Consider the following 15,269-nt stretch of genomic DNA (forward strand, 5'->3'; position numbering starts at 1 on the left):
GCGGCGAGACGATCGCGTCGGTACCGCGTTTCGCAGCGCCGCTTCCGGTTCGCGCTTCACCGCTTCATCGCGCTCAGCGGCGCTTGCCCGACATCGCCAGCCCGGTGATGCCCGCGAGCGTCGCGGCAATGCCGCCCACGATCAGCAGGATCGTGCGATTGGTCGGCGCACCCGTGAAGAGGCGCGAGACGTCGTTCGAAAACGAGTGAAACGACTGGCCGCCGAAGTACAGCAGCACGACGCCGCAGGCGATCAGCGCGATCGAAATCACTTTGGCCATGACAAACCTTCGCTAGGGAGGGAGGCCGAAGTGTAGGCGAGCGCCTTCGCGCCGTCCACCGCGCGCCGGTGTCGCGTTCGTCGCGTGCTTCGTCGTCCGCTCCAGTGCGCGCAAGGGTGCGCTCCCCGTCGAATCCAACCGCAGCGCACCGCCGCGAACCGCGTCGCGGCCCGCGCGCCGTCCCGCATACTGGGCATCTGCACGACGCGCGCGGATTGGCTACCATAGCTGCCTCCTTGCGCGCCGCCCGATCGTTCGCATCGCGCTCGCGCCTCCCACCACGTTTTTGCCGAGGATCCAGACCATGGCCTACGAAGCAGCTTCCGAACGCTATTCGGACATGCAGTACCGCGTTTGCGGCAAGTCGGGGCTCAAGCTGCCCGCCCTTTCGCTCGGTCTGTGGCACAACTTCGGCGACACCACGCCGATCTCGACGCAGCGCGAGATCCTGCGCACCGCGTTCGATCTCGGCATCACGCACTTCGATCTCGCGAACAACTACGGCCCGCCGTACGGCAGCGCGGAAACCAACTTCGGCCGCATTTTCGCCGACGATTTCCGGCCGTATCGCGACGAGCTGCTGATCTCGTCGAAGGCGGGCTGGGACATGTGGCCGGGGCCGTACGGCCAGGGCGGCGGCTCGCGCAAGTACGTGCTGGCCAGCCTCGACCAGAGCCTGAAGCGCATGGGTCTCGATTACGTCGACATCTTCTATTCGCATCGTTTCGACGTGGACACGCCGCTCGAAGAAACCGCGGGCGCGCTCGCCACGGCCGTGCAGCAGGGCAAGGCGCTCTACGTGGGCATCTCGTCGTACTCGCCGCAGAAGACGCGCGAAATGGCCGCGCTGCTCGCCGGATACAAGGTGCCGCTGCTGATCCATCAGCCGTCGTACAACATGCTCAACCGCTGGATCGAGCACGGCCTGCTCGATACGCTCGACGAAGTGGGCGCGGGCAGCATCGCGTTCACGCCGCTTGCGCAGGGGCTGCTCACCAGCAAGTATCTGAACGGCGTGCCGGACGACGCGCGCGTGAACCGTCCGGGCGGCGGCTCGCTCAAGGGCGATCACCTGAGCGCGGAAAACATCGAACACGTGCGCAAGCTGAACGACATCGCGCAACGCCGCGGCCAGAGCCTCGCGCAGATGGCGATTGCCTGGACGCTGCGCGGCGGCCGCGTGACCTCGGCGCTGATCGGCGCGAGTCGCGCGGAGCAGGTGCGCGAGAACGTGGCCGCGTTGCGGAACCTCGAATTCTCGCAGGAAGAACTCGCCGAGATCGATCGTTACGCGACCGAAGGCGGCGTCAACCTGTGGGAAAAGCCGTCGACCGATCAGCACATCTAAGCGCCCGCTCGCGCGTGGCCGTGCTCGAACCGCCTCCTTCGCGAGGCGGTTTTTTTATGCGCCGCAGCGCGCATCGAATGCTTTCGGAGCGGCATTCGGACCCCTCGCGCAAGATGCCGTAATGCACCGTTCTTCGCGCTGTCACGCGCCGCTGCTAACGTCGCCGCAGCCCGTGCCGCGAGGAATTGCCGATGGACCCGACGAGCGCCGAAACGCCCGTGTTTTCCGCCTCCGCTCCGCGTTTCGACGCGGCGCGCCGGGCCGCGCTCGCGCGCGCCAATGCGTGCATGCTGACGTTCGCGGTGGCCGCGCTCGGCTGGGAATGGCTCGGTTTGCCGCTGCTATTGCGCGCGACGCACGAATTCACGTTCGCGCTCGCCGTGACGCTGATCCCCGTCGTGCTCGCCACGCCCATTCACTGGGGACTCGTGCACGAGGGCATTCACGGTCAATTGCTGCGCGAGCGGCGCGCGAACGAAGCGCTCGCCCGCGCGCTCGCGATCGGCCTGGCGTTACCGTTCGACGCGGTGCGCTTCGGTCATCTCATGCATCACCGCTTCACGCGCGAGCCGTTCGACCGGCCCGACGTGATCGCCTCGCGCGGTTCGCGCTGGCGGCGCCGCGTGGCGTATTACGCGCGGCTGCTCGGCGGTTTCTATCTGATGGAACTGGTGTTGCCGCTGCTGGCATTTCTGCCGAAGACGACCGCGCGCGCGATCGTCGCGCGGGGCGTGGGCGCGCAAGGCGAGTCGGGTGTCCAGGTGCAGCGGCTGTTCGCGAATCACGCCGCCGACCCCGTGCGGCGCCGGCGCGCGCGGCGCGACTGGCTGCTCTCGCTCGCGCTCTATGCCATGGCGTTCGCGCTCTACGGCCGCTACGGCTGCGTGCTGCTCGTGGCGATGTCTCTGCGCGGCCTGTGGCTGTCGCTCGCCGACAACCTGCCGCACTACGACGTCGCGCTCGACGAACCGGGCCGCGCGCGCGACTTTCGCGTGCCGCGCGCGCTGGGCGTGCTGCTGATGAATCACCATCTGCATCGGCAGCATCATCTGCATCCCACGCTGCCGTGGACCGCGTTGCCCGCACTCGCTTCCATCGACGATAAAGCGAACGACAAGGCGAACGTCAGCGCGCGCACGCCGTATCTCGCGGCCGTGCTGCGTCAGTTTCGCGGCATGAACGCCGATGTTTCGGGCACCGAAGTTCCGCGCGCGATCGATACGCGCGTCACATGAGCGCGGGCAGCGCCTCGACGAGCGCGACGGCCAGCGTCGCGCCGATCAGCGCGCCGATCACGCGCAGCGTGTTGTGACGGAATTCGGTTGCGCAGGGCAGCGCGCCCAGAAAGAGCGCACCGGCGAGGGCCATCGGGATGATCATCACGAAGTCGCCGATCGTGAAATAGCCTTGCATGCTCGTCTCCTTATCGTTTTGGCTTCGAAGTCGCGCAAGCTTCGTGTGTTTGTGCTGGCTGGCGCGGTGGCCTCGAGCCTCAATCGAGTATAGGTGAGGGTTTTCGGCGTGCTGGGCCGCCGCGATGCCGCATGGGTGAGCACCGCCTCGCGCTGCGGCCGCGAAGCCGCGTCCAGCGGCGTTTGCGCGGCCAACGGCATGGCCCGTCGCCTTCCCGGCACACGCGTTCGCAGCATTACGAATGACTTTCGATTGCGAACGTCGCGCGCCTGTGTCGAGGCGCACGCATACGGCGTGCCGCCGCATTCACGGCAATCGGTGCGATCACCGCCTGCCCGGCCGCGCTGAGCGCGCGCTATGCCGCCTGCGCACGCTCGCGCGAGCGCAGCATGAACGCGCCCGCGAGTCCCGCCACGAGCAGCACGATCACGAGTCCGGCCACGCCGCCCCAGCCCATCGAGGTCCAGAAGTGGCCGCCGACCGAACCCATCACGCTCGAGCCGAGGTAGTACGCGAGCAGATAGAGCGCGGCCGCCTGGCCTTTCGCTTCGCGCGCGAGCCGGCCGACCCAGCCGCTCGCGACCGAGTGCCCCGCGAAGAAGCCGATGGTGAGACACGCGATGCCCGCCGCGATCGCGCCGATCGGTGCGAACAGCGTGAGCACGACGCCCGTGAGCATGGTGAACAGCGCGGCGATCAGCACGCGGCCGCGTCCGAACGTGTCGGCCATGCGGCCCGACCACGGCGAGGCGACCACGCCGGTCAGATACACGAGGAAGATCGCGCCGATCGCCGCCTGGCTCATGTGATACGGCGCCGCGATCAGCCGGTAGCCGATGTAGTTGTAGAGCGTGACGAAGCTGCCCATCAGCACGAAACCCATGGCGAACAGCACGGGCAGGCCGGGCCGCGCGAAGGTGCGCGCGAGCGCCGCGCGATGATGCGAGAAGCCCAGGCCGCGCTTGGGCGCGAAATGGCGCGAGTGCGGCAGCAGCGCGCGAAACGCGAACATCGAAGCCAGCCCGAGCACGCCGATCACGGCCACGGCCACGCGCCAGCCGAACAGATCCGTGGCGATGCCGGTGATCACGCGCCCCGCCATGCCGCCGATCGCGGTGCCGCCCACGTAGAGCCCCATCGACAAGCCGAGGCCGTCCGGGTGCATTTCCTCGGCGAGCCACGCCATGGCGACGGCGGGCACGCCGCCGAGCGCGATGCCTTCGAGCGTGCGCAGCACCAGCAGCTCGTGCCAGTGCGGCACGAACGCGGCGGCGAGCGTGAGCAGCGAGGAGGCGCACAGCGAGGCGGTCATCATGCCGCGCCGGCTCCAGCCTTCGGAGACGAAGCCGGCGATGAAGATGGCGATGGCGAGCGCGGCCGTGCTGAACGAAAGCGACAGGCTCGACTGCGCGGGGCTCACGCCGAATGTGGCCGAGAACGCGGGCAGCAGCGGCTGCACGCAGTAAAGCAGCGAAAACGTGGCGTAACCGGCGAACAGCAGCGCGAGACTCGCGCGCCAGAACGCGGGCGTGCCGCGTTCGATGTAGGGGATGGCGGCGGCGGACGAAGCGGCCGGGGGCGCGTCGGAATGGCGGCCGGCGCCCGGTGAAACTGTCACGACGAAAACTCCACGAACTAGGGGAAACCCTGAACGATACGCCTGTTGGGCGCCCGATGGCGGCGAGCGCCGCAGTTTTTTGGGGTTGCGTGGGCTTTCGTGGGCGCTTGGGGCGTTTTACGCGGGTTTTTCGTCGATGAATGGGGAAATGCGCGCGTTAGCCGTTCAACCCGGCGCGCTCGCGGCACGCGCGGGTTCGGCTTGCCCCGTCGAGGGCGGTGCGGTGTCGGGGACCTTTCCGGCCGCCTTCCCGGCCACCTCGCCCGGGTGCGTCAGCGCTTCGTTACTGGGCAGATCGGCGGCGCTCCAGCCGCCGCCGAGCGCCTTCACGAGCGCCACGCTCGCGGCCATGCGCCGCCGCGCGATGGCAACGGCCTGGCGCTCGTTGGTGAGCGCCGTGGTCTGCGCCACGACCACGTCGAGATAGGTGATCGCGCCGCTCTGGTAGCGGCTCTGCACGTTCGCGAGCGTGCGCTGCGCGGCGCTCACGGCGCGGTCCTGGGCGGCCGCCTCCTGTTCGAGCACGCGCAGCGTGGCGAGGTTGTCCTCGACTTCGCCGAACGCGTCGAGCACGGTCTGCCGATACTGCGCCACGCTTTCGTCGTACTGCGCGCGCGCGGCGTCGCGCACCGCCTCGCGGCCGCCGAAGTCGAGCAGCGTGCCCGCGAGCGTCGGCCCGAGCGACCAGAAGCGCGCGGGCGCCATCAGCCACTGGCCGTAGTTGGTCGCTTCGAGGCCGCCTGTGACCGCGAGCATGAGGTTCGGGAAGAACGCCGCGGTGGCCACGCCCACTTCGGCGTTGGCGGCGGCCACACGGCGCTCGGCCGCGGCAATGTCGGGGCGCCGTTCGAGCAGCGTGGACGGCACGCCCGGCGGGCTCGCGATCGCGCGCACCGTGTAGGCGGCGGGTCCTGGCACCGCGGGAATCGCGGGCAACGAGAACGTCGAGGGCGACTGGCCGACCAGAATGCCGATCGCGTGTTCGAGCTGCGCGCGCTGCACGCCGAGGTCGATGGCCTGCGCCTGGGTGGTTTGCAGCTGCGTTTGCGCCTGGCCGACGTCGGCGTCGGTGGCGATGCCGCCGTCGTAGCGATGCTGCGTGAGATCGACGGAATCGCCGTACGCCGCGATGGTGTCGTTGAGCAACTGCTGCTCGCGGTCGATGCCGCGCAACTCGAAATAGTCGGTCGCGAGTTCGGCCTGCATGGAGAGCAGCACGGCCTGCATGTCGGCGGCGCTCGCCTGCGCGTTGGCGCGCGCGGCTTCCACGCTGCGCGCGACGCGGCCCCAGAGGTCCGGCTCCCACGTGGCGTCGAGGCCCGCGGCGTAGTCGTTGATCGTGTGACCGGCCTTCGACGTATAGAGGATGTTCTGCGAGGTGCGCGTGCGCGAGTAGTCGCCGCTCGCCGTCACGACGGGGAAGAAGTGCGAGCGCTGTTGCGCGACGTTGGCGCGCGCCGCGCGAAAGTGCGCCTGCGCCGCGAGCACGTTCTGGTTCGCGTCCGCGACCTGTGCTTCGAGCGCGTTCAGTGTGTCGTCGCCGTAGATCGTCCACCATGCGCCGCGCGAAGCTTGATCGGCCGGTTGCGCGAGCGCCCAGCCGGTGCCCTGGAGTTCCTTGTACGTGGCGGCCACGGGCAGCGTGGGCCGCCGGTAATCCGGGCCGAGCGTGCAGCCGTCGAGCGTGGCGAGGGCGGTTAGCGTGGCCGCCACGGCGATCAGCCGACGCGAGGTAAGCCGATACCGATACGCGTGCCTCATGATGCGGGCCTCCGTTGCGAAGCGGCGCTCGAGTTGGCGCTGGCCGCGCCGCTCGCGCCATGCGCCGAGGCGGCTTCGGCATCGGCTTGAGGCGCGCTGGCGGGGTTCACGCCATGCGCCGCGACGATGCGCACCGGTGTGTCATCGACGATCGAGTCCTGCGGGTTGACGATCACGCGCTCGCCGCCCGTGAGCCCCGCGGCCACGGCCACGCGCGTGCCGTAGTCGGTGCCGAGCGTGACGTTCACGAGCTTCACGCGGTGGTTCGCATCCACGGTCGCGACCTTCACGCCGCCCGGTCGGAACAGGAACGCGTTGCCGGGCAGCGTGAGCGGCGTGGCCGAGCCGTCGAGTGCGAAATGCACCTGCGCATAGGCGCCCGGCAGCAATTCGCCCGCGCGGTTGTCCACGCTCACTTCCACGAGCATCGTGCGCTGCGTGGGGTCGACCGCGCCCGCCGTGCGCGCGATCGTGCCCGGATAGCGCTTGCCCTGGGTCTCGTTGAGCGTGAGGAACGCGGGCTGGCCCGCGCGAATCTGCTGCGCGTAGGCCTGCGGCACGTTCGCGTACACGCGCAGCTTGTCGGCCTGCGCCACATGGAACAGCTCTTTCTGCGCGCTGCCGCCGTTGCCCGCGTCGATGAGCGCGCCCACGTCCACGTTGCGCGCCGTGACGATGCCGTCGAACGGCGCCGTCACCTTTTCGTACGACTGCAACTGCCCGAGCCGCGAAACGTTGAAACGCGCGGCGTCGAGCGTGGCTTTTTTCGCGAGCATGTCGCCCACTTTTTCGTCGGTGTCCTGCTTCGAGACCGAGCGGTTTTGCAGCATCTGCTGCCAGCGGTCGGCCGTGGTTCTGGCGAGCGCGTAGTTCGCTTCGGCGTTGGCGAGATCGGCGCGCGCGGCGCGCAGTTGATCGTCCACTTCGGGCGCGTCGATCTCCGCGAGCAACTGCCCCGCCTTCACGTGCGCGCCGATGTCGAAGTACCACTTGCGCAGGTAGCCGCTCGTGCGCGCGTAGATCGGCGTGTCGAGAAACGCCTGCACGTTGCCGGGCAGCACGAGATCGAGCGCGCGCGCCGAATGCTGCGGCTCGACCACCTGCACGGAGAGCGTGCTCGCGGCCTGGGCGTCGTGTTCGAGCGCCGCGTGCGCGCTGTGGCGCGACCAGATGCCTTGTGCGGCGAGCCCCAGCACCACGAGCGCGGCGACCACGAGCGGCCAGCGGCGCGGTTTGTGCGGCGGCGTTGGCGGAGGAGGCGTATCGGTGTGAGTCGTCATGACGAGGGTCGCGAGAGAGGCGAATTTTTACGGTGCAGTGTTATCGGGGCACGACATGCTCTAGCGCGCGGCGGCGGCGTTCGCCGAGCTTGCGGTACACGAGCGAAAACACCACGGGCACGAAGATCAGCGTGGCGAGCGTGCCCACAGCGAGGCCGCCGATCACGGCGCGGCCGAGCGGCGCGTTCTGTTCGCCGCCTTCGCCGAGCCCGATCGCCATCGGCACCATGCCGATCACCATCGCGAGCGCCGTCATCAGCACGGGGCGAAAGCGCGTGTAGCCCGCCTCGATCGCCGCGCGCGCGGCGTCGCCGTGCTCGCGCAACTGCTCGCGCGCGAAGCTGATGACGAGAATCGAGTTCGCCGTGGCAATGCCAATACACATGATCGCGCCCGTGAGCGCCGGAATGGACAGCGTGGTGTGCGTGAGGAACAGCATCCAGACGATGCCCGCGAGCGCGCCCGGCAGCGCCGTGATGATGATGAACGGATCGAGCCACGACTGGAAGTTCACGACGATCAGCAGGTACACGAGCACGATCGCGAACACGAGTCCGAACAATAGTCCGGAGAACGAATCGTTCATCGTCTGCACCTGGCCGCGCAGCTTGATCGTCGAGCCCTTGGGCAACTCGTGTTGCGTTTCGTCGATGATCTTCGCGATGTCGTCGGAGACCGCGCCCAGATCGCGGCCGTCGGCGGTGCCGTAAATGTCGATGGTGGTTTGCGCGTTGTAGTGCGTGACCACGGCGTTGCCCGCCACGCGCTGCATGCTCGCGAGCGAGCCGAGAATGTTGCTGCGGCCGTTCGCGGTGAGCGGAATGTTGGCGAGCGATTGCAGCGAATCGATCGTGTATTGCGGCGCTTCCGTCACCACGTTGTAGCTCACGCCGTTGCGCGGATTGAGCCAGAACGTGGGCGTGGTCTGCTGGCTGCCCGAGAGCGTGATGAGCAGGTCGCTCGCCACGTCTTTCTGCGTGAAGCCCGCCTGTTGCGCGCGCGTGCGATCGACGTCGATAAAGATGCGCGGCAAATCCGCGGGCTGCTGGATGCGCGCGTCGGCGAAACCGGGCACGCCGCGCAGGCGCGCGAGCAGATTCGCGGCGAAGGTGCGATTGCCCGCCACGTCGCGGCCCACGATCTGCACGTCGATCGGCGAGGGCATGCCGAAGTTCAGCGTCTGGCTCACGATGTCGGCGGGCAGGAAGGCGAACTGCACGCCGGGGAATTCGGCGTTGAGCGTGCGGCGCAGCGTGCGCACGTAACCGGCCGTCGCGTGATGGTCTTCGTTGAGCGTGATGAGCACGTCGGCGTCCGAGGTGCCGATGGTGCCCGTGTTGCTGTACGAGAGGTTGATGCCCGACACCGGCAGCCCGATGTTGTCGATGATCGAATGCAACTCGGCCTTCGGGATCAGCTCGCGAATACGCTTGTCCACGCGGTCGGTGAGCACGGCGGTTTCTTCCACGCGCATGCCGGTTTTCGCGCGAATGTGCAGCGCGATCGTGCCCGCGTCCACCTGCGGAAAGAAGTCGCGGCCGAGGAACGGCATGAGCAGCATGGAAGCGCCGCAGCAGCCCAGGAAGATCGCCACGAACCACACGGGATGGTTGACGCGCGCTTCGAGAAAGCCGCGATAGCGACCGCGCAGCCGCTCGAAGCCGCGCTCGAAGCCAAGGTGCACGCGCATGAACGGATTGCGCGTGCCCGTGTGCGCGTGATGCGCGTCGGCGGCCTTGTGATGATGGCGCATCAGGTACATCGCGAGCGTGGGCACGAGCGTACGCGAGAAGAAGTACGACGCGAGCATCGCGAACACCACGGCTTCGGCGAGCGGAATGAAGAGGTAATGCGCCACGCCCGTGAGCAGGAACATCGGCACGAACACGATGCAGATGGAGAGCGTGGAGACGAGTGTGGGAATCGCGATCTGATGCGCGCCGTCGAGAATCGCCTGCTCGAGCGTCTTGCCTTGCTCGAGTTGCTGGCTGATGTTCTCGATCGCCACTGTTGCATCGTCGACAAGAATGCCCACGGCGAGCGCGAGACCGCCGAGCGTCATGATGTTGATGGTTTCGCCGAGCGCCGCGAGCGCGATCAGCGAGGTGATCATCGAGAGCGGAATCGACACGGCGATGATGAGCGTCGCGCGCCAGTTGCCGAGAAACAGCAGGATCATCAGCGCCGTGAGCGCGGCCGCGATGAGCGCTTCGCGCAGCACGCCCTGCACGGAGGCGCGCACGAACAGCGACTGGTCCGCCACGGGGTCGATGTTCAGCGAAGGCGGCACGAGGTTGCGCAGCGTGGGCATCATCGACTGGATGCGGTCGACGATTTCGAGCGTGGACGTGTTGCCCGTCTTGTTGATCGACAGCATGGAGGCGCGCTGGCCGTCCACGCGCACGATATTGGTCTGCGGCACGAAGCCGTCACGCACGTGCGCGATGTCGCGGATGTAGATCGTGCCGTTCGGCGTGGTTTTCACGGGGATGTCGTTCAAGCCCTCTATGCTCGTAGGACTTGCGTTCATCGTCACCGAGTACTCGGTCGCGCCGATCTTCGCGGTGCCCGAGGGCAGGATGAGGTTCTGCGTGCTGATCGCGTTGACCACGTCGCTCGGCGCGAGGTTGTGCTGCTGCAACGCACGCTGGTCGATGTCGACCATGATCTGCCGCTGCTTGCCGCCATAGGGCAGCGGCGCCGAAGCGCCGGGCACGGTGGCCAGTTGCGTCTTGAGGAAGTTGTTGCCGTAGTCGAACAGCTCCTGCTCGGTGAGCTGCGGCGAAGACAGCGAGAGCCGCAGGATCGGCACCGTGGACGCGTTGTAGCGCAGGATGTTGGGCGGCGTGATGCCCGGCGGCAACTGGCGCAATTGCGTTTGCGAGAGCGAGGTGACTTCGGCGAGCGCTTCCTGAATGTTCGCGTGCGGCTGGAAGAAGATCTTCACCACGGCGATGCCGTTGAGCGAGGTCGATTCGGTGTGCTCGATATCGTTCACGGCCGTGGAGAGCCCGCGCTCGTAGTTGAGCACGATGCGCCGTTCCATTTCGTCGGCGGGCAGACCCGTGTACGTCCAGATCACCGAAAGCACGGGGATGTCGATGTTCGGGAAGATGTCGGTGGGCGTGCGCAGGATCGTCAGCGGCCCGACGATCATCAGCAGCAACGCGAGCACGACGAACGTGTACGGGCGCTTGAGCGCGAGTCGAACAATCCACATGGAACGGCAGGTTCCTTCGCTGATGTCGGCGCGCCGCTCGCGTGGCTCTTTGGCCGCATGCGCGAGGGCGCAGGTTGTCTGGTCTCGTGGGTTCCGTGGCGTCGCCTGCCTGAACGGCACGCGTATCGTCTGCTGTAAAAAGTGCAGGCGAATCGCGCGAAAGTCCTGCGCAGAGACCGTTACGCAAGCGACGAATCACGACTTGCTACGGTGTGCGATGCAATTTCGACGTCCCGGATGAGGACAGGACTATAGCGCCTGTTTCAGGCAATCAGCGTACTTTTTGCGGGGCCTCCGTAGCAAGCTCGCGTAATGTGGGGTTTACCATCTGTTACAGTGGGCCCTGCGTTGTTGCCGTGGATGTAAAAATGCGACGCGAAATTTATGGGTCGTGCGATGTTTCTTATGTGGCGTCGCGCGCATGTCATGTAAAACGGTGACTGACGCCCCTATTATTTCGCTTTGCTCAGGCGTTCAAACAGGCAACAATAGATTGACCATTGGTCCCGTCGGGCTGCGTGGCAGCGGGGGATCAGTGGCGAATTGGATGCGCGCGCAACCGACGGTGCGCATCGGTTTTTGTCAGCATACCGACCGGTCTTCCTTCGAGGTGACCGGCTAGGGTACGGGGAAACATCATGCAAATCGGTTCTATCGTCCGCTCAGTTCATATCGCCGTGCCGCAAGGCGCTCGCGGCATCGTCATGCGTCTGCTCGGCGACATGGCCATGGTGACGTGGTACGCCGGCGAGCCTGGCGCCTCCGCGCAACTCAACACCGAGCCCTTTTTTCTCGAAGATCTGATCGATACGGGCGAGCACGTCATGCCCGCCGGCGCGCAGATCCACTAGGCAAGCTCGCCGGGCGCGGGTTTTCGCGCCGTGTTCGACGCATCGTGTTCACGCTCAAGGTGTCCCACGCGCCTGGCGACACGATGTAGCAAGACCTGTTGCACGACCCGCGTTGCCGTGCCGTCCCGGCGCACGCCGCGCGAATGGCCGCCGCGCGGTTCTACCGGACGCGCGCGCCGCACACGCCGCACGCGCCGAAAGCGACCTCGCGCGAGATCACGCGGCCCCGCACGGCACGCGGTTCGCGCCGCTCGCCCGCAAAGAGGCACAATTGCGGGTATGAACCAGGATCCTTCCCCCTTCTCAGGCGATCACGACGCCGCGCCCGCCGGCAACGACGGCGCCGCGCCCTACGCGCGCCTCACGCCCGAATGTGTGCTCGACGCGCTCGACAGCGTGCTGATGCCCGCCGGGCGCCGCACCGACGGCCGCATGCTCGCGCTCAACAGTTACGAGAACCGCGTCTACCAGGTGGGCGTGGAAGACGGGCCGCCGCTCGTCGCCAAGTTCTACCGGCCCGAGCGCTGGAGCGACGAGGCCATACTCGAAGAGCACGCGTTCGTCGCCGAACTCGCCGCGCGCGAGATTCCCGCCGTGCCCGCGCTGGTGCTCGAAGGCCGCACGCTGCATTCGTATGAAGGTTTCCGTTTCGCGTTGTTCGAGCGGCGCGGCGGCCGCGCGCCCGATCTCGACCGCAGCGACACGCTCGAATGGCTCGGCCGCTTCATCGGCCGGATTCACGCCGTGGGCGCGACCGAGCCGTATCGCGCGCGTCCCGCCATCGACATCGAAACGTTCGGCTACGAGCCGCGCGCGTTCCTGCTGGAGCACGATTTCGTGCCGCGCGACCTGCGCGAGGCGTGGCGAACGGCAGTCGATTTCGCGCTCGAAGGCGTGAAGGGCGCGTTCGAGCGCGCGAGCGAAGGCGGTGAGATCCGGCCGTTGCGCCTGCATGGCGACTGCCATCCGAGCAACGTGCTCTGGACCGACGCCGGCCCGCATTTCGTCGACTTCGACGACAGCCGCATGGGCCCCGCGATTCAGGATCTCTGGCTGCTGCTGCCCGGCGACCGCGCGGGCGCGTCGCGCGCGCTCGCCGACCTGCTCGCCGGTTACGAGGACTTCTGCGAGTTCGAGCCGCGCGAACTGCATCTGGTCGAAGCGCTGCGCACGCTGCGCCTCATCCATTATTCGGCGTGGCTCGCGCGCCGCTGGCACGACCCCGCGTTCCCCGCGGCGTTCCCGTGGTTCAACACGCAGCGCTACTGGGAAGAGCGCGTTCTCGAACTGCGCGAGCAGATCGGCGCGATGCAGGAAGGGCCGCTCTGGCCCGTGTGAGGCAGCCCGGCGCGCGCTCACTGATCGCTGGGCGCGCCGTTCGGCGCCTGCATCGCGGCCGCCGGCTTGACGATCAACTGGGCGCGCAGATCGCGCGCCATCTTTTCGAACACGGGCCGCATCTGCGTGAAGTCGTCGGCGCTGCACACGTCGCTCGCGAAATGCGTGCGGCCCGTGCGCGTCACGCGCAGCACGTTCGAGGCTGCGTCGAGCGCGTACTGCGAGCGGAAATCCACGAAACGATTGTCGGCGTGCTGCGAGATCGGCACGTCGAGCACGCGCATGCCGGGCGGCAGCGCGATGCGCGCGCGCTCCGTCACCACGACGTTGCGGCAGACGAACGGCTGCGTGCGCCGCGGCTCGCCGAGCCAGTAGCGCAGCGAGGCGTCGAGCCCGCCCACGAAGCTCGTGAGCGTGGGCACGGGCGTGGTCATTTCCGGGTCGACGAAGCCGTCGAAGCTGCCCGTGAGCGTGAGCACGAGCGGGCCGCCGGTGGCGTCGAGCGAACTGGAGGCCAGCGTGGCGCTGCCCCGCAGATTGGCGTTGCGCAGCTCCCATTGCAGCGATTCCTCGCGCTGCGCGGGCGTTTGCAGGCGCAGCACGCTGCGCGTCTGTTCCGCCGACCAGCCGTCCGCCTGTAGCCGGTACACGAAGCGCGCCGAGCCGTCGGGCGCAACGGTGATGTCGAGGTCGCTGTCGCGCGTGGTGCTGGCCGTGGCGGGCGTGCGCAGCTGCGTGCCGTCGCCGGCGAGCACGGCCACGCGATCCATGTCGGTCGAGGGCAGATAGCCGAACTCGATGTTGCTGGCCGTGGAGTCCGCGAACATCTGCAAGTCGGGCAGCCACGTGATGACGTGATTGATGATGCCGAAGCCGGGCACGGCGGGCAGCGTGTAGACCGTGCCGCTGTTGATGAGCGCGGGCGTGTTGCGGATGCCCACGGCGTCGAGCAGCGCGCCGTACAGCGCCACGTGGTCCTTGCAGTCGCCGTAGCGGTTCGCGAGCACCTCGGTCACGCGATGCGGCACGATCTCGCCGCGCCCCACGTTGATCGCCACGTAACGGATGTTGCGGCGCACCCAGTCGTAGAGCGTTTGCGCTTTCGCGCGCGGTGTGCCGTCGCGAGCCGTGAGCGATTGCGCGAGCCGCACGAGGGCGGCGTCGCGCGTGGTCGTATCGGCCGAGGCTTCGCGGTAGACCTGCGCGAACGCGGCGTAGTCGGGGAAGGTGGAGACCATCAGCCGGTCGCCGTAGCTCACATAGGCCACCGAGCCGTATTCGAGGCGCTCGAAATTGCTCTTGTCGTAGCGGTATTCGTAGCGCGTGCGGCCGTTGTGCGTGACGGGCGCGAGCGCGGTGAAGCCGCGCGCGTCGGCATAGAGCGGCACTTTGGCGGGCAGGTCGTAGATCACGCGGAAGTTGTGCGTGGGCGCGAGATCGGGCGGCGTGAAGTCGCTGAACCAGCCGGGCACGATGGGCACGCGCTGGGTGCGCCGCCACGTGAGATGCACGCGCGCGCCCGGCTCCACGGCCGGAAACACGATCACCTTGTCCTGCACGTCCTGGAACATCGGCGCGTCGAACGAGCGCACTTCCTGCACGTCGCGAATCTGCTCGCGGCGCACGTCGTGGCGGCCGCCCGCCGGGTCTTCGGTCCAGGCTTCGAGAATGTCGACGTGCGCCATCTCGCGGTTGAACCACACGTAATACTGACCGGCCCGCGCGATGCCCGCCTCGGTGTTCACGCGCAGCGTGAGCGAGTCGAGCTTGGTGTACGAGCCGTCGGCGTTGACGGTGAAGGTCTGCGTCTCGCCTTCGTTCGTGTAGGGCGCCTGCGCGGCGCTGCCGGCGGGTTCGAGCGGCACGTTCGCCACGGCGGCCGTGGACGGCGCGAGCGTGGCGGCGCTCGCGGGCGCGTCGGCGGCCAGCGCGGCGGCGGCCGGGCCCCCGAGTGCGAACAGGGCGATACGGAAGACGAAGGCGAGGCGCATGAGGGGCTCGGCGAATGTCGGGTCACGGATGAGCGCAGGACGGCATGGCAGACGGCGCGGAGCGCGCGTGCCACACCGTTGCCAGTTCAAGGCGGGCCAATTTTCTTGTCAAGCGGATGGGGCGCATAGCGCGCGAGGCTCGTGCCCCAATGCGTGCTTATGTGCGTTT

Annotated in this window: 11 protein-coding genes; 4 read left to right on the forward strand and 7 right to left on the reverse strand. The window is 67.8% G+C overall.

Features of this window, described 5'->3' with window-relative positions:
* Positions 1–73: 73 nt before the first annotated feature.
* Positions 74–280, reverse strand: a complete 207-nt coding sequence (locus tag FAZ98_RS00345) for a DUF3185 family protein (RefSeq protein WP_158947685.1) — start codon at positions 278–280, stop codon at positions 74–76.
* Positions 281–584: 304 nt separating this feature from the next.
* On the opposite strand from FAZ98_RS00345, the gene mgrA reads away from it, so the two are divergent.
* Both mgrA and FAZ98_RS00355 read left to right on the forward strand, forming a co-directional pair.
* Positions 585–1,628, forward strand: a complete 1,044-nt coding sequence (gene mgrA / locus FAZ98_RS00350; protein ID WP_158947687.1) for an L-glyceraldehyde 3-phosphate reductase — start codon at positions 585–587, stop codon at positions 1,626–1,628.
* A gap of 191 nt (positions 1,629–1,819) precedes the next feature.
* Complete coding sequence (locus FAZ98_RS00355; protein WP_158947689.1) at positions 1,820–2,863, forward strand: fatty acid desaturase; 1,044 nt, start codon at positions 1,820–1,822, stop codon at positions 2,861–2,863.
* Here FAZ98_RS00355 and FAZ98_RS00360 read toward each other — a convergent pair.
* From FAZ98_RS00360 to FAZ98_RS00380, 5 genes are all read right to left on the reverse strand, one after another.
* Positions 2,856–3,041, reverse strand: a complete 186-nt coding sequence (locus FAZ98_RS00360) for a hypothetical protein (protein ID WP_158947691.1) — start codon at positions 3,039–3,041, stop codon at positions 2,856–2,858. The genes FAZ98_RS00355 and FAZ98_RS00360 overlap by 8 nt on opposite strands.
* 355 nt (positions 3,042–3,396) lie before the next feature.
* On the reverse strand, positions 3,397–4,659 hold the full coding sequence (locus FAZ98_RS00365) for an MFS transporter (RefSeq protein WP_158947693.1): 1,263 nt from the start codon (positions 4,657–4,659) through the stop codon (positions 3,397–3,399).
* A gap of 165 nt (positions 4,660–4,824) precedes the next feature.
* Positions 4,825–6,420: an efflux transporter outer membrane subunit gene (locus FAZ98_RS00370; protein ID WP_158947695.1), complete on the reverse strand. Its 1,596-nt coding sequence runs from the start codon at positions 6,418–6,420 to the stop codon at positions 4,825–4,827.
* Positions 6,417–7,700: an efflux RND transporter periplasmic adaptor subunit gene (locus tag FAZ98_RS00375; protein WP_158947697.1), complete on the reverse strand. Its 1,284-nt coding sequence runs from the start codon at positions 7,698–7,700 to the stop codon at positions 6,417–6,419. Before FAZ98_RS00375 ends, FAZ98_RS00370 begins: the two co-directional genes overlap by 4 nt.
* A gap of 40 nt (positions 7,701–7,740) precedes the next feature.
* Positions 7,741–10,920 (reverse strand): efflux RND transporter permease subunit, encoded by a 3,180-nt coding sequence (locus FAZ98_RS00380; RefSeq protein WP_158947699.1) that lies wholly within the window; start codon positions 10,918–10,920, stop codon positions 7,741–7,743.
* Between the two features lie 638 nt (positions 10,921–11,558).
* On the opposite strand from FAZ98_RS00380, the gene FAZ98_RS00385 reads away from it, so the two are divergent.
* Together FAZ98_RS00385 and FAZ98_RS00390 are read left to right on the forward strand one after the other, a co-directional pair.
* Positions 11,559–11,771 (forward strand): hypothetical protein, encoded by a 213-nt coding sequence (locus FAZ98_RS00385; RefSeq protein ID WP_158947701.1) that lies wholly within the window; start codon positions 11,559–11,561, stop codon positions 11,769–11,771.
* Between the two features lie 279 nt (positions 11,772–12,050).
* Positions 12,051–13,109 (forward strand): serine/threonine protein kinase, encoded by a 1,059-nt coding sequence (locus tag FAZ98_RS00390; protein ID WP_158947703.1) that lies wholly within the window; start codon positions 12,051–12,053, stop codon positions 13,107–13,109.
* 17 nt (positions 13,110–13,126) lie between these two features.
* Here FAZ98_RS00390 and FAZ98_RS00395 read toward each other — a convergent pair whose 3' ends face one another.
* A complete protein-coding gene (locus FAZ98_RS00395) occupies positions 13,127–15,100 on the reverse strand; it encodes a DUF3857 domain-containing transglutaminase family protein (protein ID WP_158947705.1) in 1,974 nt (657 codons plus the stop codon).
* Positions 15,101–15,269 lie beyond the last annotated feature (169 nt).

The organism is Paraburkholderia acidisoli (assembly GCF_009789675.1).
Classification (GTDB): Bacteria; Pseudomonadota; Gammaproteobacteria; order Burkholderiales; family Burkholderiaceae; genus Paraburkholderia; species Paraburkholderia acidisoli.

Bases quoted from the DNA above. Each gene is read 5' to 3' on its own strand.
- FAZ98_RS00345 (WP_158947685.1), bottom strand. From the start codon at position 280: ATGGCCAAAGTGATTTCGATCGCGCTGATCGCCTGCGGCGTCGTGCTG.
- mgrA (WP_158947687.1), top strand. From the start codon at position 585: ATGGCCTACGAAGCAGCTTCCGAACGCTATTCGGACATGCAGTACCGC.
- FAZ98_RS00355 (WP_158947689.1), top strand. From the start codon at position 1,820: ATGGACCCGACGAGCGCCGAAACGCCCGTGTTTTCCGCCTCCGCTCCG.
- FAZ98_RS00360 (WP_158947691.1), bottom strand. From the start codon at position 3,041: ATGCAAGGCTATTTCACGATCGGCGACTTCGTGATGATCATCCCGATG.
- FAZ98_RS00370 (WP_158947695.1), bottom strand. From the start codon at position 6,420: ATGAGGCACGCGTATCGGTATCGGCTTACCTCGCGTCGGCTGATCGCC.
- FAZ98_RS00375 (WP_158947697.1), bottom strand. From the start codon at position 7,700: ATGACGACTCACACCGATACGCCTCCTCCGCCAACGCCGCCGCACAAA.
- FAZ98_RS00380 (WP_158947699.1), bottom strand. From the start codon at position 10,920: ATGTGGATTGTTCGACTCGCGCTCAAGCGCCCGTACACGTTCGTCGTG.
- FAZ98_RS00385 (WP_158947701.1), top strand. From the start codon at position 11,559: ATGCAAATCGGTTCTATCGTCCGCTCAGTTCATATCGCCGTGCCGCAA.
- FAZ98_RS00390 (WP_158947703.1), top strand. From the start codon at position 12,051: ATGAACCAGGATCCTTCCCCCTTCTCAGGCGATCACGACGCCGCGCCC.
- FAZ98_RS00395 (WP_158947705.1), bottom strand. From the start codon at position 15,100: ATGCGCCTCGCCTTCGTCTTCCGTATCGCCCTGTTCGCACTCGGGGGC.